Annotated in this window: 15 protein-coding genes; 9 read left to right on the forward strand and 6 right to left on the reverse strand. The window is 70.9% G+C overall.

Annotated features, from left to right (window positions below; genetic code table 11):
• Nucleotides 1-107: 107 nt before the first annotated feature.
• Genes iolC through AB0F52_RS13825 form a run of 5 tightly spaced genes read right to left on the reverse strand, consistent with a single transcriptional unit; the run spans nucleotide 108 to nucleotide 4750 of the window.
• Entirely contained in the window at nucleotides 108-1037 is a 930-nt protein-coding gene (gene iolC / locus AB0F52_RS13805) for a 5-dehydro-2-deoxygluconokinase (RefSeq protein WP_360169289.1), read from the reverse strand.
• Nucleotides 1034-1813, reverse strand: a complete 780-nt coding sequence (locus AB0F52_RS13810) for an ATP-binding cassette domain-containing protein (protein WP_360169292.1) — start codon at nucleotides 1811-1813, stop codon at nucleotides 1034-1036. The genes iolC and AB0F52_RS13810 overlap by 4 nt, the downstream gene beginning before the upstream one ends.
• Nucleotides 1810-2853: an ABC transporter permease gene (locus tag AB0F52_RS13815; RefSeq protein WP_360169295.1), complete on the reverse strand. Its 1044-nt coding sequence runs from the start codon at nucleotides 2851-2853 to the stop codon at nucleotides 1810-1812. The genes AB0F52_RS13810 and AB0F52_RS13815 overlap by 4 nt, the downstream gene beginning before the upstream one ends.
• Nucleotides 2850-3848, reverse strand: coding sequence for a sugar ABC transporter substrate-binding protein (locus AB0F52_RS13820; protein WP_360169298.1), 999 nt, complete (start codon nucleotides 3846-3848; stop codon nucleotides 2850-2852). Before AB0F52_RS13820 ends, AB0F52_RS13815 begins: the two co-directional genes overlap by 4 nt.
• A 23-nt stretch (nucleotides 3849-3871) precedes the next feature.
• Nucleotides 3872-4750, reverse strand: a complete 879-nt coding sequence (locus AB0F52_RS13825) for a TIM barrel protein (RefSeq protein ID WP_360169301.1) — start codon at nucleotides 4748-4750, stop codon at nucleotides 3872-3874.
• Nucleotides 4751-4860: 110 nt separating this feature from the next.
• Between AB0F52_RS13825 and AB0F52_RS13830 the strand changes: the two genes are divergently transcribed.
• The 3 genes from AB0F52_RS13830 to AB0F52_RS13840 all read left to right on the forward strand — a co-directional run bounded on the left by AB0F52_RS13830 (nucleotide 4861) and on the right by AB0F52_RS13840 (nucleotide 7434).
• Nucleotides 4861-5883 (forward strand): LacI family DNA-binding transcriptional regulator, encoded by a 1023-nt coding sequence (locus tag AB0F52_RS13830; RefSeq protein WP_360169304.1) that lies wholly within the window; start codon nucleotides 4861-4863, stop codon nucleotides 5881-5883.
• Complete coding sequence (locus AB0F52_RS13835; protein WP_360169307.1) at nucleotides 5880-6878, forward strand: Gfo/Idh/MocA family oxidoreductase; 999 nt, start codon at nucleotides 5880-5882, stop codon at nucleotides 6876-6878. The genes AB0F52_RS13830 and AB0F52_RS13835 overlap by 4 nt, the downstream gene beginning before the upstream one ends.
• Before the next feature lie 73 nt (nucleotides 6879-6951).
• Complete coding sequence (locus AB0F52_RS13840; RefSeq protein ID WP_360169310.1) at nucleotides 6952-7434, forward strand: GNAT family N-acetyltransferase; 483 nt, start codon at nucleotides 6952-6954, stop codon at nucleotides 7432-7434.
• Nucleotides 7435-7860: 426 nt separating this feature from the next.
• Here the strand turns inward: AB0F52_RS13840 and asnB are convergent, their stop codons facing one another.
• Nucleotides 7861-9702 (reverse strand): asparagine synthase (glutamine-hydrolyzing), encoded by a 1842-nt coding sequence (gene asnB, locus AB0F52_RS13845; protein ID WP_360169313.1) that lies wholly within the window; start codon nucleotides 9700-9702, stop codon nucleotides 7861-7863.
• 402 nt (nucleotides 9703-10104) lie between these two features.
• Between asnB and kdpF the strand changes: the two genes are divergently transcribed.
• Genes kdpF through AB0F52_RS13875 form a run of 6 tightly spaced genes read left to right on the forward strand, consistent with a single transcriptional unit; the run spans nucleotide 10105 to nucleotide 17794 of the window.
• The gene (gene kdpF, locus AB0F52_RS13850) at nucleotides 10105-10206 is read left to right on the forward strand and encodes a K(+)-transporting ATPase subunit F (protein WP_360169316.1); all 102 of its coding nucleotides are present in this window, start codon (nucleotides 10105-10107) and stop codon (nucleotides 10204-10206) included.
• Between the two features lie 37 nt (nucleotides 10207-10243).
• Nucleotides 10244-11905 carry a potassium-transporting ATPase subunit KdpA gene (gene kdpA, locus AB0F52_RS13855; RefSeq protein ID WP_360169319.1) on the forward strand — a complete coding sequence of 554 codons (1662 nt, stop codon included), beginning with the start codon at nucleotides 10244-10246 and terminating at the stop codon, nucleotides 11903-11905.
• Nucleotides 11902-13947 carry a potassium-transporting ATPase subunit KdpB gene (gene kdpB, locus AB0F52_RS13860; protein ID WP_360169322.1) on the forward strand — a complete coding sequence of 682 codons (2046 nt, stop codon included), beginning with the start codon at nucleotides 11902-11904 and terminating at the stop codon, nucleotides 13945-13947. The genes kdpA and kdpB overlap by 4 nt, the downstream gene beginning before the upstream one ends.
• 4 nt (nucleotides 13948-13951) lie before the next feature.
• Nucleotides 13952-14542, forward strand: coding sequence for a potassium-transporting ATPase subunit C (locus AB0F52_RS13865; protein ID WP_360169325.1), 591 nt, complete (start codon nucleotides 13952-13954; stop codon nucleotides 14540-14542).
• Between the two features lie 4 nt (nucleotides 14543-14546).
• On the forward strand, nucleotides 14547-17099 hold the full coding sequence (locus AB0F52_RS13870; RefSeq protein ID WP_360169328.1) for a DUF4118 domain-containing protein: 2553 nt from the start codon (nucleotides 14547-14549) through the stop codon (nucleotides 17097-17099).
• Complete coding sequence (locus tag AB0F52_RS13875) at nucleotides 17096-17794, forward strand: response regulator (RefSeq protein WP_360169331.1); 699 nt, start codon at nucleotides 17096-17098, stop codon at nucleotides 17792-17794. Before AB0F52_RS13870 ends, AB0F52_RS13875 begins: the two co-directional genes overlap by 4 nt.
• Nucleotides 17795-17823: the final 29 nt, after the last annotated feature.

A 17823-nucleotide genomic window follows, 5' to 3' on the forward strand; every position in this document is an offset into this window, starting at 1 on the left:
CGCAGGGGATCGGCTCGATCATCGCGACCAGGCCGTACGCGGCCGGCTCGGTGACAGCGTCGGCGCAGGCCTGCGGGTTCGCTCCCGCCGGCGCTCGTCGGTGTGGCTCACAGCAGCTCCTCGATCTCCCCCGAGGTCGGCATGGCGTCGGCGCAAGCCAGCCTCGACGCGACGAGCGCGCCCGCCGCGTTCGCGTACTCCGCGATCCGGACCGGGTCCCAGCCCGACAGCAGGCCGTGGATGAGCGCCCCGCCGAAGCCGTCGCCCGCACCGAGCCCGCAGACGACCTCGACACGCTGCGGCGACACCGTCCAGCGGGCGTCCGGAGTCGCCACCAGAACCCCTTCGGCGCCCTTCTTGATCACCGCCAGGTGCAGCCCCCGGTCCAGCATCCGGTCCGCGGCCGTGTCCGGGTCCGCGGTGCCGACGGCGACCTCCACCTCGGCGCGGTTGCCGACCGCGACCGTGACGTGGTCGAGCATCGCGCCGATCTCTTCGCGGGCCTGCTCCACCGATGGCCAGAACATCGGCCGGTAGTCCAGGTCCAGGACGGTGTGTTCCCGGCGCCCACGGGCCTCGAGGATCTTCCGCTGGGTCGCCCGGGCCGGTTCCACGGAGACGCCGGTGCCGGTGACCCACAGCAGCGGCACCGACTCGACGACGTCCCACGGCACGTCGTCGTCGGTGAGCGTGAGGTCGGGCGCGATGGGGGAGCGGTAGAACAGCAGCGGCGGGTCCGCGGGCGGATTCAGCTCGCAGAACACCACCGGCGTCCGGAGACCTTCGGAAGTGCCCACGAAGTCCGGCGAGACGCCGAAGCCGTCGAGGGCCTGCCGCACGTAGTCGCCGAAGCCGTCCGGACCGACCTTCGTGAGCACGGCCGTGCGCCGGCCGAGCCGCGCGGCGGCGACCGCGACGTTGGTCGCCGTCCCGCCGAGCGACTTGGCGAACGTGCTGACCCCGGCCAGCGGGACGCCGCTCTGCTCGGGGTAGAGGTCGACCCCCACCCGGCCGATCGTCAGCGCTTCGAGAATCACGCCTTTTCCACCTGCCGCAGCTCGTGTTCGAGGGCTTCCAGTTCGGCACCGCCCGCCATCTGCCGGGTCAGCTCGCCGATGTCGATCTCGGACTTCTCGTAGTGCCCGAGCGCGGCACCCCGCTTGAGCAGCAGGAACCGGTCGGCGACGGGGTAGGCGTGGTGCGGGTTGTGCGTGATCAGCACGACGCCGAGGCCACGGTCCCGCGCCTGGGCGACGTACTTGAGCACCACCCCGGCCTGCTTGACACCCAACGCGGCCGTCGGCTCGTCGAGGATCAGCACCTTCGCGCCGAAGTACACCGCCCGCGCGATGGCGACGCACTGGCGTTCACCACCCGAGAGCGTCCCGACCGGCTGCTCGACGTCCCGCAGGTCGATGCCCATGTCGGACAACGCCTTCTTCGTCGTCTCGCGGCCCTTCTTCCGGTCGAGCATCTTGAACGGGCCGAACCCGGTCGTCGGCTCGGAGCCGAGGAAGAAGTTGCGCCAGACGCTCATCAGCGGCACCACCGCGAGGTCCTGGTACACGGTCGCGATGCCCCGGTCCAGGGCCTCGCGCGGCGAGGAGAACCGCACGGGCTCGCCTTCGACGAGGAACTCGCCCCGGTCGTGCTGGTGCACGCCGGCCAGGATCTTGATCAGCGTCGACTTCCCGGCGCCGTTGTCGCCGAGCACGCAGGTGACCTCGCCCGCGTTGACCACAGTGGACACATCGCGCAGCGCGATGACGCTGCCGTACGTCTTTCCGATATCGCGAACTTCGAGCAAGCTCATCGGCGTACCCTCTCCGCGCGGCGCCGGAAGGCGTTGTTGACGAGGACCGCGGCCAGCAGCATGACGCCGAGGAACAGCATGAACCAGTCGCTGTTCCACTGCGCGAACACGATGCCCTGGCGCGCCATGCCGAAGATCAGCGCGCCGATCGCCGCGCCCACCGCCGAGCCGAACCCGCCGGTGAGCAGGCAGCCGCCGATCACCGCGGCGATGATGTACTGGAACTCCAGCCCGATGCCCTGGTTCGCCTGCACGCTGGCGAACCGCAGGATGTTGATCGAGCCGACCAGCCACGCGCCGAGCGCGGTGCCCATGAACAGCAGGATCTTCGTGCGCACCACCGGCACGCCGACCGAGCGGGCCGACACCTGAGACCCGCCGACCGCGAAGATCCAGTTGCCGAACCGGGTCCGCACCAGCAGCCACGCGGCGATCGCCGTGACGACGATCCACCAGATGATCGACGACTGGAACTCCGTGCCGCCGACGTCGAAGGTGGACGCGAACAGCCCGCCGGCCGACTCGTAGCCGCTGGTCGAGCGCATGCCCGACACCTGGACGGTGTTGGTGACCAGCCGGGTCACGCCGAGGTTGAGCCCCTGCAAAGCGAGGAACGACCCCAGCGTGACGATGAAGCTGGGCAACCCGGTCTTCATCACCAGCCAGCCGTTGAACGCGCCGACACCGAGCGCGAACACCAGCGACGCCAGCAGCGCGAGCCAGACGTTCCAGCCCGCCTGCGTCGCCAGGATCGCGGTGACCAGCGACGTCGACGCCGTCATCACCCCCGCGGACAGGTCGAACTCGCCGCCGACCATGAGCAGCGCGACCACGACGGCCATGATGCCCAGCGTCGAGGAGTCGTCGAGCCAGGTCGCCACGCCCAGCGGGCTGAGGAACTGACCGGTGACGACGGAGAAGAAGACGAACACCAGCACCGCGCCGAGGAGCGCGCCGATTTCGGGGCGCACCACCAAGCGGTCGGTCAGGCTCTTCTTCGCGACGCGTTCGTCGGGCTGGGCCTGAATGGCTGCGGTCATCGCGTGCCGCGCTGCGCGTACGGGGCGATGGTGTCGATGTTGGTCTTGTCGACGAAGCCCGGGCCGGTCTGCACCGGCTTGCCGCCGCCGATGGTGTTGCCGTTCTCCTTGTACAGCTTCAGGAACACGACCGGCAGGTAACCCTGCTCGTACTGCTGCTGGTCGACGGCGAACAGGATGCTGCCGTCCTTGATGGCCGTGACGACGTCGGCGTTCAGGTCGAACGTGGCCACCTGGGCCTTGGAGCTCGCTTCCTTCGCCGCGGCGACGGCACGGGCGGCGACCTGCGAGTTCAGCGCCAGCACGGCGTCGATCGACGGGTCGGACTGCAGCGCGCCGCGGATGCGGGCCTGCGCGTCGGTCGGGTTGGAGATGTCGACCTGCAGCGTCGTGACGTTGCCGAAGGTCTGCTTCGCGCCGTCGCAGCGCTGGTTCTGGCCGATGTTGCCGGCCTCGTGGATGACGCACAGCAGCTTGGTCTTGCCGGCCGCCTTGAGCCGCTGGCCGGCGCCCTGGCCCGCGAGGCCTTCGCTCTGCCCGACGTGCGCGATCGCGCCGAACTGGGCGCTGAAGTCCTCGCCGGAGTTGATGGTGACGACCGGGATGCCGGCCTTCACCGCGTTCTGGATCGACGTCTGCAGCGCCTGCGGGTTGGCCATCGAGACGACCAGGCCGCCGACCTTTTGCGCGACCGCGTTGTCGATCAGCCGGGCCTGGTTGCCCGGGTCGCCGTCGGAGAAGTAGTCGACGCCGACGCTGAGGTCCTTGCCCGCCTGCTCGGCGCCGTTCTTCACGACGTTCCAGAAGGCGTCGCCGGCGCTGCCGTGGGTGACCACGGCGACCTTCAGCGGGCCGCCCGAGCTGGGGGCCGCCGCCGAGGGGCTGCTGCTGGAGCTGCTCTTCGAGTTGTCGGCGCTGGGGCCGCTGCAGGCGGAGAGGATCAGCCCGGCGGCGGCGATCGCCGCCACGCCGGCCAGCTTCTTGAAGGTGAACACAGTCACTCCTTTGGGACCAGGTTTCAGAGGGAGTCGGTGATCTTCGCGAGGTGGGCCAGGCTGCGCTCGGTGTCCCGCCGGGGTCCGTCGGCGGGGCTCGCGTCGCCGAGGGCGGTGTCCTGTTCGAGGACGTACCAGCCGTCGTAGCCGGCGGCCTGGACGGAGCGCACCATCGCCGCCACGTCCACGTCGCCCTCGCCGAGCGGGGTGTACATGCCCCGCCCGACCGCGTCGGTGTAGGCGAGCCGGCCCGCGCGGACCTCGGCCGCCAGGTCTTCCCGGACGTCCTTGAGATGCACGTGCCCCACCCGTTCGGGATACCGCTTCGCCAGCTCCACCGGATCCGTCCCGCCGATCATCAGGTGCCCGGTGTCGAGGCACAACCCGAGATCGGAATCGGCGAGGAAGCGCTCGACCTCGGCCTGCTGCTCCACGTGCGTCCCGACGTGCGGGTGCAGCACCGTGCGCAGGCCGTGGGCGCCTGCAACGTGGCGGATCTTGCCGGCGGTCTCGACGAGCGTCGCCCATTCGGCGTCGCCGAGCCGCGGGCGGTCGTCGTAGCCGTCGAGGCCGGTCGCGGCGGCGAGGACGAGGACCTCACCCCCGCAGGCGGCGAAGAGCGCGGCCGATTCCTCGGCTTCGCGCAGTGCTTCCCGCTGGTTCTCGTGCAGGACGACGGCGAGGAAGCCGCCGACGAGGGTCAGGTCGTAGCCGGCCAGCAGCTCGCGCAGCGCGGCGGGTTCGCGGGGGAGGTACCCGGGCGGGCCCAGCTCGGTGGCCTGGACGCCGAGGGCCGTCATCTCGCCGAGCACGGTCGCCGCGTCCAGCACCCGGCCCCAGCCCGGCACTTCGCAGACGCCCCACGAGATCGGGGCGGCGGCCACGCGGATCGTCGCTGTCACAAGGGCCTCCGTTGGTCCGTTGGAGCGCTCTATTGATTAGAGCGCTCTAATCTTGTAGCGTCCGTCACAGCAAGTCAAGGCCGAGTTTTCCGAGATCAGGGGAGGTGCGCATGGTGCGTCCGACCATGGAGGACGTCGCCGGGCGGGCGGGAGTTTCCCGCGCACTGGTCTCCCTGGTGATGAACAATTCGCCGAAGGTGTCCGACGCGCGGCGCGCGGCGGTGCTGCGCGCGGCCGAGGAACTCGGCTACCAGCCGCACGTGATGGCGCGGTCGCTGGCCAGCCGGACGTCCACCGTGCTCGGCGTGATGGTCAACGACCTGCGCAACGCCTTCTTCGCCGACGTCGTCGAGGGGCTCGACGCGGCCGCTCGGGCGGCGGGCTTCGACCTGATCCTCAACACGGGCGGCCGCAGTCCCACCCGCGAGTGGAACGCCCTGCACAACCTGCTTTCCTTCCGGCCGGCGGGGATCATCCTGCTGTCGCCGGTCGTTCCGGCGGCGTCGATCCAGCTCGCGGCGAAGCAGTGCCCGGTCGTGCTGGTCTCGCGGACGATTCGCTCGTCCACGGTGGACACGGTGAACGACGACGGCGAGGCGGGGTCCGCGCTGGCCGTCGACCACCTCGTCGGCCTCGGGCACCGGCGCATCGCCCACCTCGACGGCGGGGGCGCGGCCGGGGCGGCCCAGCGGCGCCGCGGGTTCCAGTCGGCGATGCGGCGGCACGGGCTGGAGCCGATCGTCGTCCGCAGCGAGCACACCGACACCGGCGGCGAGAAGGCGGTGCGCGAGCTGCTGGCGACGTACTCGCGGCTCGACCTGCCGACCGGGCTGGTGGCGGGCAACGACTTCAACGCCGTCGGGGCGATCTCGGCCCTGGAGGAAGCCGGGCTGCGCGTGCCGGAAGACGTGTCGGTCGTGGGTTACGACAACACGTCCCTGGCCGCGCTGCGGCACCTCTCACTGACCACAGTGGACCAGCCACGCACCGAGATGGGGCGGCTGGCCTTCGAAGCGCTGATCGAGCGCGTCCGCGGGGAGCGCACGGAGCCGGTCCGGCACCTGCTGCACCCGTCCTTGGTGGTCCGGTCGACCACTGCCGAATTGTCTGCGACAGGAGGAACACCACGATGAGGTTGGGATTGGCGGGCACCGGCCGGATCGGTACCGCGCACGCGGAGACGCTGAAGGGCTTCGAGGAGGTCGAATCGGTCGTCGTGGCCGACGTCGACCCCGCGCGAGCCTCCTCCGCGGCCGCGAAGCTCGGCGTCGAATCGGTGTCCCTCGACGAGCTGTTCGCCGCGGGGCTCGACGGGCTGGTCGTCACGGCGGCGACGGACGCGCACCCCGGCCTGATCATCGCGGCGGTCGACGCGGGCCTCCCGGTGTTCTGCGAGAAGCCGGTGGCCGCGGACATCCCGGGCACGCTGGCGGTCATCGACCGCATCGGTGCCTCGGACGTCCCCGTCCAGATCGGCTTCCAGCGCCGCTTCGACGCGGGCTACGCGGCGGCCCGGGCGGCGGTCGCGTCCGGCGAACTGGGCTGGCTGCACACCTTGCGCGCGACGACGTTCGACCCGGCGCCCCCGCCGGCGGAGTACGTCGCCCACTCGGGCGGGTTGTTCCGCGACTGCGGCGTGCACGACTTCGACATCATCCGCTGGGTGAGCGGCCGCGAGGTCAACGAGGTGTACGCGATCGGCGCGAACCGCGGCGAGCAGTTCTTCCGCGACGCGGGCGACGTCGACACGGCGGCGGCGACACTGACCTTGGACGACGGCACGCTGGCGACGGTCTCGATGACCCGCTACAACGGCGCGGGGTACGACGTGCGCCTCGACGTGCTGGGTTCGGTGTCGGGCGTGGTGGTCGGCCTGGACGACCGGGCCCCGCTGCGGTCGGTGGAGCCGGGGGTGGCCCCGCTGCCCGGGCCGGCGTACCCGGGCTTCATGGAGCGCTTCCGCCCGGCGTACACGACCGAGCTGCGAGCGTTCCTGGACGTCGTCGCGGGCCGGGCCCCTTCGCCCTGTGGGGCGGCGGATGCGTTGGAGGCGTTCTACATCGCCGAGGCGTGCGAGGTGTCCCGGCGGGAACGGCGTCCGGTGAAGCTGGCGGAGGTCAGGCGCTGAGGACCTTTCGCCTCGCTGCCCGGCTGGCCGAAATCCATTCGCGCGTCCGGCCACCGGCGGTGAAGATCCGGGCATGATCGTGCTGACGCCGTTGGACGAGGCCGCCCTGACACGGCTGCTCGAAGCCGCCGAAGCCGGGGCCGATCCCCTGGAGGTGATGCCCCCGGTCGGCGGGCCGCCCGGCTGGACGCCGGCACGCCGCGCCGCATTCCTGGCGTTCCACCGCGCCCGGTGCCTGGACCCGGCGACGGCGGTGGAACGCACCTGGGTGATCGACACCGACGGCACCGCGGTCGGCGCGGCCCGCCTGGAGCCCCACGGCGACGCGGTCGAGGCGGGCATCTGGCTGGCCCGCACCGCCCGCGGCCGCGGGATCGGCAAGCAGGTGACGGCGTTGCTGCTGGAGGAGGCCCGCGCGAGCGGAGCGGAAAGGTTCATCGCCTCGACGACGGCGGGCAACCACGGCGCCCGTGCCCTGCTGTCCGGGACGGGCGCGACGCTCACCGCCGAAGGGGACGAGGTGGCCGCGGACCTGCGGCTCAGCCGGGGTGAATGAACTGTTGTGACACGCTGCACCCTGATCTGCGGGGGCAACGCCGGGTCGATGCGACACGAGTCTTGGCAGCTGCTGGTTTGTCCGGCACGGTGAACGCCGGTTGTGTGCTGCGCCTTGGCGGAAGAAGCAAAGGTGCGAAGGGTGCAGACCTGCCGGAGAGTGAATCGTCATGCTGAGGGTTGTCGGGACGCCTTGGCCTTTCCGGTGGAAACACTGGCCAGGCGACGGCGCGGACTCTCGCCGCCAAGGCTCGTCCGGAGGACATTCCCCCGGTCGCCGAAGCGCTGCATCCGTCCAGGCAAGTAAGGGGCTGGACGGGGCCGGGTGGAAAAAGCGCTCAGCCGCAAACCGGCCAGGGCGAAGACTCGGCGGCTTGACTCGTCCGGTGCGGTGAACGGGTCGTTCACCGCACCGGACCGCAGAGCCTCAGTCGAGCTGCAGCTCCGGGGAGTACATCTCGATCCAGTGGTACAGGTCGAGCAGCCGGTCCAGCCCGATCCGGTCCGCCGGGGCCATGGTCGCCGGGTCCACTTCGGACACCCGGTGCGTCCAGGACTTGTCGACCAGGCCGAACACCGCGTGGCCCGGCTCGGCCAGGACCTCCTTGGCCTGCTGCTGCAGCGCCGCCGCGTAACCCGGGTCCTGCGTCGACGGGTACGGGCTCTTCACCCGCTGGGCCACCGACTCCGGCAGGACGTGCTTGGTCGCGTGCCGCAGGAGGCTCTTCTCCCTGCCGTCGAACGTCTTCAGGGACCACGGCGTGTTGTAGACGTACTCGACCAGCCGGTGGTCGCAGAACGGCACCCGGACCTCGAGGCCCACCGCCATCGACGCGCGGTCCTTGCGGTCCAGCAGCATCCGCACGAACCGGGTCAGGTGCAGGTGGCAGATCGTCCGCATGCGTGCCTCGAGCGCGGACTCGCCGTCCAAGTGCTCGACCTCGTCGACCGCGGAGCGGTACTGGTCGCGCACGTAGGACTCCAGGTCCATCTTCCCCATCAGCTCGGGCGTGTAGATGGACGTCCGGTCGGTCAGCATCGCGCTGCGGAAGGCGATCCAGGGGAACGTGTCCGCGTTGACCGCGGTCTCGTCGAAGAACCAGCGGTAGCCGCCGAACACCTCGTCGGCCGACTCGCCCGACAGGGCCACCGTCGACTCGCCGCGGATGGCCTTGAACAGCAGGTACAGCGACGTGTCCATGTCGCCCAGCCCGGCCGGGATGTCGCGGGCCCGCAGGACCGCGCGCCGCACCTCCGGGTCGGTCAGCTCGGCCGGGTTCAGCACGACGTCCTGGTGCGCGGACCCGACCAGCGAGGCGACGTCACGCACGAACGGCGAGTCCGCGGTGTCGCGCATCTCGTCCGGCTTGAAGTTCTCTTCCTGGCCGAGGAAGTCGACGGAGAACGTCCGTAGCTGCTCACCTTGCGAAGCGAGCCGGGCCGCGGCCAGGCCGGTGACCGCGCTCGAGTCGAGGCCGCCCGACAGCAGGACGCAGCGGGGGACGTCGGCGACCAGCTGCCGGTTCACGATGTCGGTCATCAGCTCGCGCACGCGGGCGACCGTCGTCTCCTGGTCGTCGGTGTGCTGCTTCGCGTCCAGCTTCCAGTACGTGCGGGTCCGGACGCCTTCGCGGGACACCGTGACGATCGTGCCCGGCCGGACCTCCTCCATGCCCTTCCACAGCGACCAGCCGGGCCGCTTGGTGAACGCCATCAGCTCGCGGAGGCCGTCGGTGTCGACGACCTTCGCGGCCAGCGGGTTGGCGAGGATCGCTTTCGGCTCGGAGCCGAACAGCACGCCGTCGCGGGTCGGGTAGTAGTAGAACGGCTTGATGCCCATCCGGTCGCGGATCATGACGAGCCGGTCGTCGCGCTCGTCCCAGATCGCGAAGGCGTACATGCCGTTGAGGTGGTCGACGACCGCGTCGCCCCACTGCAGGTAGCCGTGCAGGACCACTTCGGTGTCGCTGTCGGTTTCCCAGGTGTGCCCGAGCTTCGTCAGCTCGTCCTTCAGCTCGGTGAAGTTGTAGGTCTCACCGCTGTAGACCATCGCGATGTCGCCGTTCGGCGTCGAGACGGTCATCGGCTGCCGGCCGCCGGGCAGGTCGATGATGGCCAGCCGCTGGTGGCCGAGCGCGACGTGCCGGCGCACCCAGGTCCCCGAGTCGTCCGGTCCGCGGCAGGCCATCGTGCCCGTCATGGCGTCGACGACGTCTTGGCGGCGGGTGAGGTCGGCGTCGTAGGAAACCCAGCCGGCGATACCGCACATAGCGAAGCCCCTCCCAGAGATTGCTTAGCTGATACAACTATTGGTAACTCAGGTGTAACACGACCTGAAGATCTTGTCTGCCCGAATTGCACGTTCCGCACCTGTTCGGTCACGCCGTGTGTCACTTGTCACTGACCAACTACCTGCGGTGAGAACCGGGCAAACGCTTGCGTGACCGCCGCCACCGGCCATCAAGACGGCGTAAATGCGGGTCAGGAACGCATCAAGGCGCCATCAGCCGGCCGACGTGACGGCCTCCCAGGACCGCACAGTGACGTCGTCCCCGGTCACCGAATCCGGTGACCTGTCCTGAGAGGTGCCTGTGGCCGACTTGCTCTACGCCGTTCTCCTGATCGGCGTTTTCGTGGTGCTGGCGTTGGTGCTGCGCGGCTTGGAAAAGCTGTGAGCGGCGCCGGAAACGCGGCCAACGTGGTCGGCGGGTTGCTCGCGCTCGGCCTGCTCGTCTACTTGTTCATCGCCTTGATCAGGCCGGAGAAATTCTGATGGGCCCCGACGTGCTTTTCCCCGCGGAGGGGCTGAAATGACCGACACCACGGCCGGGCTCATCCAGCTCGGCCTGCTCCTCGCCGCCCTCGCCGTGGTCTACAGGCCGCTCGGCGACTACCTGGCGCGCGTCTTCTCCAGCGAGAAGCACCTCAACCTCGAGAAGGGCCTCTACCGGCTCTTCCGGGTCAACCCCGACTCCGGACAGCGCTGGCCGACCTACGCCGCGGGCGTGCTCGGGTTTTCGTTCGTCTCGGTCGTCCTGCTCTACCTGCTGCAGCGCCTGCAGCCGCTCCTGCCGTGGAGCCTGGGCCGCGGCTCGGTCAGCCCCGGCGTCGCGTTCAACACGGCGATCTCGTTCGTCACCAACACGAACTGGCAGTCCTACGTCCCCGAGACGACGATGGGCCACTTCGTGCAGATGGCCGGGCTGACCGTGCAGAACTTCCTCTCGGCCGCCGTCGGCCTGGCCGTGGCGATCGCGGTGACGCGCGGCTTCGTCCGCGCGAAGACCGACCGGCTCGGCAACTTCTGGGTGGACCTCACCCGCGGCACGGTCCGCGTGCTGCTGCCGATGGCGTTCGTGTTCGCGCTCGTCCTGGTCGCGCTCGGCGTCGTGCAGAGCCTCAAGGCGGGGGTCGCCGTCACGAACCCCGACGGCAGCGGAAGCACCATCGCGCTGGCCCCGGCCGCGAGCCAGGAGGCGATCAAGGAACTGGGCACCAACGGCGGCGGCATCTTCAACGCCAACTCCGCGCACCCCTTCGAGAACCCGAACGCCTGGAGCAATCTCGTCCAGCTGTTCCTGATCCTGGTCATCCCGGTCAGCCTGACCCGCGCGTTCGGCACGCTGGTCGGCAACCGCCGCCAGGGGTACGTCCTGCTGAGCGTGATGGGCCTGCTGTGGGCCGCCTCGCTGGCGCTGATCTGGTGCTCCGAGGCCTACGCGAACAACCCGGCGGCGCGGGCCGCGGGGGCGAGCATGGAAGGCAAGGAGCAGCGCTTCGGCATCGGGTTGACGTCGCTGTTCGCCGACACCACCACCGGCACGTCGACCGGCGCGGTGAACGGCGCCCACGACAGCCTGTCCGGCCTCGGCGGCGGGGGACCGCTGCTGAACATGCTCTACGGCGAAATCTCGCCCGGCGGCGTCGGCACCGGCCTCTACGGCATCCTCGTGCTGGCGATCATCGCGATGTTCCTGGCCGGGCTGATGGTCGGGCGCACCCCGGAGTACCTGGGCAAGAAGCTCGGCAAGCGCGAGGTCACCTGCGCGGCGATCGCGATGCTGGCGATGCCGACCGTGGTGCTCCTCGGCTCCGGGATCGCGCTGTTGCTGCCGGGCACGGCGGGCGCGCTGGGCAACCCGGGCGCGCACGGGCTGTCCGAGGTCCTCTACGGCTACGCCTCGACCGGCAACAACAACGGCAGCGCGTTCGGCGGGTTGACCGCGACGAGCGACTGGTTCCAGTCGTCGTTCGCCGTCGCCATGGCGTTCGGCCGGTTCGTGCCGATCCTCGCCGTGCTCTGCCTGGCCGGTTCGCTGGCCGCCCAGCGCAAGGTGCCCGAGACCGCGGGCACCCTGCCGACCACCGGGCCGCTGTTCGCCACCCTGCTCACCGGCACGGTGGTGCTCGTCGCGGCCCTCACGTTCATCCCGGCGCTCGCGCTCGGGCCCATCGCGGAGGCACTCGCATGACCGTCACCGAAGAACGACCCCAGGTGGCTCCCGCCGAACCTCCGAGCCGAGTCGGCGCCGGCGTCTTCAGCCCCGGCCAGCTCTGGACGTCCTTGCCGGACGCGTTCCGGAAGCTGAACCCGAAGCACCAGCTCGGCAACCCGGTGATGTTCGTGGTGTGGGTGGGCTCCGCGCTCACCACCGTCTTCGCGGTCACCGACCCGAGCGTGTTCACCGTCCTGATCGCCGTCTGGCTGTGGTTCACGGTCCTGTTCGCGAACCTCGCCGAGGCCGTCGCGGAAGGGCGGGGCAAGGCCCAAGCCGAGAGCCTGCGGCGGTCGAAGAAGGAGACCGTCGCCCGCCGGCTCACCGAAACCGGAGAAGAGCCGGTCCCGGGGGCCGAGCTGAAGATCGGCGACCTGGTCGTCGTCGAGGCGGGCCAGGTGATCCCGGGCGACGGCGACGTCGTCGAAGGCATCGCGACCGTCGACGAATCGGCCATCACCGGCGAGTCCGCCCCGGTCATCCGCGAGTCCGGCGGCGACCGCAGCGCCGTCACCGGCGGCACGACCGTGCTGAGCGACCGGATCGTCGTGCGGATCACCACCAAGCCGGGCGAGTCCTTCGTGGACCGCATGATCGCGTTGGTGGAAGGCGCCTCCCGGCAGAAGACGCCGAACGAAATCGCGCTGACCATCCTGCTCTCGACGCTCACGATCATCTTCCTGCTCGCCGTCGTGGCGCTCCAGCCGATGGCCCGCTACTCCGGGTCCGAGCAGTCCGTGATCGTGCTGACCGCGCTGCTCGTGTGCCTCATCCCGACGACGATCGGCGCGCTGCTGAGCGCGATCGGCATCGCGGGCATGGACCGCCTGGTGCAGCGCAACGTCCTGGCGACCAGCGGCCGCGCGGTGGAGGCCGCGGGCGACGTCTCGACGCTGCTGCTCGACAAGACCGGCACGATCACCTTCGGCAACCGCCGCGCCACCGAGCTGATCCCCGTGGGCGCGTCCACTCCGGACGAACTCGCCCGCGCCGCCCGCCTGGCCAGCCTCGCCGACGAAACCCCCGAGGGCCGCAGCGTCGTCGAGCTGACGTCGGACCACGCGGGGCAGGACGAGCACGGCGAGTTCGTCCCCTTCACCGCGCAGACGCGGATGAGCGGGATCGACATCGGGACCCGGCGGATCCGCAAGGGGGCGGCGAGCGCCGTCCGCGCGTGGGTGCGCGACAACGGCGGCGAGTTCCCCGACGAGACCGAGCGGGTGGTCGACGAGATCAGCGCCCAGGGTGGCACGCCGCTCGTCGTCGCCGAGGACACTGTGGTGCGCGGCGTGATCCGGTTGTCCGACGTGGTCAAGCCGGGCATGAAGGAACGCTTCGCCGAACTCCGCTCGATGGGCATCAAGACGGTGATGATCACCGGCGACAACCCGCTCACCGCGAAGGCCATCGCCGCGGACGCCGGCGTCGACGACTACCTCGCCGAGGCCAAGCCCGAAGACAAGATGGCGCTGATCAAGCAGGAGCAGGAAGGCGGGCGGCTGGTCGCGATGACCGGCGACGGCACCAACGACGCCCCCGCCCTGGCGCAGGCCGACGTCGGCGTCGCGATGAACACCGGCACCTCGGCCGCCAAGGAGGCGGGGAACATGGTCGACCTCGACAGCGACCCGACCAAGCTGATCGAGATCGTCGAGATCGGCAAGCAGCTGCTGATCACCCGCGGCGCGCTGACCACCTTCAGCGTCGCCAACGACCTGGCCAAGTACTTCGCGATCCTGCCCGCGATGTTCACCGGCATCTACGCCCAGCTGGGCGGGCTGAACATCATGCACCTGGCCACGCCGAAGTCGGCGATCCTGTCGGCGGTCATCTTCAACGCGCTGATCATCGTCGTGCTCATCCCCTTGGCCCTGCGCGGCGTGCGGTACAAGCCGTCGTCGGCCTCGGCCCTGCTTCGCCGCAACCTGCTCGTCTACGGCCTCGGCGGGATCGTCAGCCCCTTCCTCGGGATCTGGCTGATCGACCTGCTCGTGCGCCTCATCCCCGGAATCGGGTGAAACCGTGAACACTCTCGTCAAGCAGACCTGGGCCGGGCTGCGGGTCCTCATCGTGCTGACCGTCCTGCTCGGCATCCTGTACCCCTTGGCGGTGTGGGCGATCGCCCGCATCCCCGGTCTCGAGGGCAACGCCGAAGGCTCGGTCGTGACGCAGAACGGCCAAGCCGCCGGGTCGTCGCTGATCGGCGTCGACCCGGTGCCCGCCGACCCGGCGCACGACCCGTGGTTCCACACCCGGCCCTCGGTCGTGGGCCCCGATCTGCCCTCCGGTGCGTCCAACAAGGGGCCGGGCAACGAGGACCTGGTGAAGACCATCCAGGACCGGCGTGCCCAGATCGCCAAGCGCGAAAGCGTGTCGCCCGATCAGGTACCGCCGGACGCGGTGACCGCGTCGGGTTCGGGACTGGACCCGGCGATCAGCGTCGCCTACGCCGATCTGCAGGCCGCGCGCGTGGCCCGGAACACCGGCCTGCCCCTCGACCGGGTGAAGCAGCTGATCGCGCAGAACACCAGCGGGGCCGGGATCGGCGTGCCCGGGGTGACTGTGCTCCCGCTCAACTTGGCCGTGCGTGCCGCGGCCGGAGGGGCACACTGACAGCGTGACCACGGAGAACGTGCCCGCGAAGCCGCGCCGGGGAGAGCTGAGGATCTACCTCGGCGCGGCTCCGGGCGTCGGCAAGACCTTCGCCATGCTCGGCGAAGCGCGCCGCCGGCTCGACCGCGGCACCGACGTCGTCGTCGGGCTGGTGGAGACGCACGGCCGCGAGAAGACCGCGGTGCTCCTCGACGGCCTCGAGATCGTGCCGCGGCGGCACGCCGAGCACCGCGGCCGCGTGTTCGACGAAATGGACGTCGACGCCGTCCTGGCCCGCGCGCCCGAGGTCGCCGTCATCGACGAACTGGCGCACACCAACGTGCCGGGCTCCCGCAACGCCAAGCGCTGGCAGGACGTCGAAGAGCTGCTGGCCGCGGGTATCGACGTGCTGTCCACGGTCAACGTGCAGCACCTGCAGAGCCTCAACGACGTCGTCGAGCGGATCACCGGCGTCATCCAGCAGGAGACCGTCCCGGACGAGGTCGTCCGCCGCGCCGAACAGCTCGAACTGGTCGACATCACGCCCGAGGCGCTGCGGCGGCGGCTCGCGCACGGCAACGTCTACCCGGCCGAGCGGATCGACGCCGCCCTCGGCAACTACTTCCGGCCCGGCAACCTCACCGCCCTGCGGGAACTGGCGCTGCTCTGGGTGGCCGACCAGGTCGACGTCGCCCTCCAGCGCTACCGCGCCGAGCAGCGGATCACCGACACCTGGGAAGCGCGCGAACGCGTCGTCGCCTCGATCACCGGTGGCCCGGAGAGCGAGACGCTGATCCGCCGGGCCAGCCGGATCGCCACCCGCGCCGGCGCCGAGCTGCAGGTGGTGCACATCCTGCGTGGTGACGGCCTGGCGGGCATCGGGCCGGCCGCGATGGCCCGCTGCCGCAAGCTCGCCGAGGAGGTCGGGGCGACGTTCCACACGGTCGTCGGCGACGACGTCCCGGGCGCCCTCCTGGACTTCGCGCGCGGGGTCAACGCGACCCAGCTGGTGCTCGGGACCTCGCGGCGCTCCCGGGTGGCGCGACTGTTCGACGAGGGCATCGGCGCCGCGGTGGTCCGCCGGTCGGGGCCGATCGACGTGCACATGGTCACCCACTCCGAGGCCGGCGGGCGCCTGCGGACCGGGCTGACCGCGAGCCCGCTGGGGCTCTCCCGGCTGGTGACGGGCTGGGTGCTGGGCGTCGTGCTGCCGGTGCTGGTCACCCTCGTCGGCGTCTTCCTGCCGGCCGGGCTCGACTTCGCCACCGACGTCATCGCCTACGTCCTGGTCACGGTCGTCGTCGCGCTGGTCGGCGGCCTCGGCCCGGCGCTGGTCGCGGCCGTGCTCGGCGCCGGGCTGCTGAACTTCTTCTTCACGCCGCCGCTGTACACGCTCAACGTGCACACCCCGCAGAACCTCGTGACGCTGATCGCGATGGTCGTGGTCGCGGTGCTGGTCGCGCTGGTCGTCGACCAGGCCGCGCGCCGGGCCGCGCAGGCCGCGCGGGCGCGGACCGAAGCCGCGCTGCTGGCCTCCTACGCCCGGACCGTGCTCACCCACGCGAACCCGATCGAGCGGCTGCTGGCGAAGGTCCGCGAGAACTTCGCCCTGACGTCGGTGACGCTGCTGGAGAAGCAGGACGGCGTGTGGCAGTGCGTGGCGACCGCGGGGGAGCACCCGTGCGCCGACCCGGACGAGGCCGATGTCGACATCGCCGTCACCGCCGACGTCCACCTGACCCTGCGGGGGCGGGCGCTGCCCGCGGCCGACCGGCGGGTGCTGGAAGCCGTGGCCGGCCAGGCGCTGCTGGCCCTGCGCCAGCAGCGGATGGCGGCCGCGGCGGCACGCGCCGAACGCAAGGCCGAGGCGACCGAGCTGCGCACGACGCTGTTGTCCGCGGTCGGGCACGACCTGCGGACGCCGCTGACGTCGATCAAGGCCTCGATCGGCAGCCTGCGTGCCGCGGACCTGGAGTTGTCCGAAGAGGACACCGCCGAGCTCATGGAGGCCATCGAGCTGTCGGCCGACCGGCTGGCGGGGCTGATCGACAACCTCCTGGACTCGTCGCGGCTGGCCACCGGGGCGGTCCGCCCGCACCTGCGGCCGGTGGGCTACGACGAGGTCGTCGCGCACGCGCTGTCCAACGTGGACGGCTCGGACGACGTCGTGGTCGCGGTCGACGACCAGCTCCCCTCGGTGCTGGCCGACCCCGGCCTGCTGGAGCGGGTGGTGGCGAACGTGCTGGACAACGCGCTGCGCCACGGTGTCGACGAAAGCGGCGGCGCACCGGTGTCGGCCCGGGCCAGCGCGCACTCCGGCCAGGTCGAGCTGCGGATCGTCGACCACGGCAAGGGCCTGCGCAAGGGCGCCGCGGATTCGGCGTTCGCGCCGTTCCAGCGGCTCGGCGGCGACCGGGACACGACGCCGGGCGTCGGGCTCGGGCTGTCGGTGGCGAAGGGGTTCACCGAGGCGATGGGCGGCACGATCCGCGCCGAGGACACCCCGGGCGGCGGGCTCACGGTCGTGGTTTCCCTGCCCGCGTTCAGTGTGGAGCTCGAAGAGGAGGGGGTGCGATGAGCGACCCGGGTGCCACCGTGCTGGTGGTGGACGACGAGCCGCAGATCGTGCGGGCACTGCGGATCAACCTGACCGCCCGCGGCTACAAGGTGATCACCGCGCACGACGGCACGGCTGCGTTGAAAGCGGTGGCCGAGACCAAGCCCGACGTGGTGGTTCTGGACCTCGGCCTGCCCGATCTCGACGGCACCGAGGTGATCGCGGGCCTGCGCGGCTGGACGACGGTCCCGATCATCGTCCTTTCGGCTCGGGGCGACTCGGCGGACAAGGTCGAGGCCCTCGACGCGGGCGCCGACGACTACGTGACGAAGCCGTTCGGTATGGACGAGCTGCTGGCCCGGCTGCGCGCGGCGGTCCGCCGCTCGGCGGTGGCGGGCGCGGACGGCGCGGACGCGGTGGTGGACACGGCGTCGTTCAGCGTGGACCTGGCGGCGAAGAAGGTCCGGCGCCACGACGGCGTGGAGGTCCACCTGACGAAGACGGAGTGGGGCGTGCTGGAGCTGCTGGTCCGCAACCGCGGCCGGCTGGTCGCGCAGAAGCAGCTCCTGCACGAGGTGTGGGGCCCGTCGTACGAGACGGAGTCGCACTACCTGCGGGTGTACCTGGCCCAGCTGCGGCGCAAGCTCGAATCGGAGCCCTCCCGGCCCCGGCACCTGCTGACCGAACCGGGGATGGGGTACCGCTTCGAGGTTTAGCCGGTGCCCGGGCGGGGTTCTTCCCGGAG

Origin of the sequence: Amycolatopsis sp. NPDC024027 (assembly GCF_040638975.1) — a bacterium.
Classification (GTDB): Bacteria; Actinomycetota; Actinomycetes; order Mycobacteriales; family Pseudonocardiaceae; genus Amycolatopsis.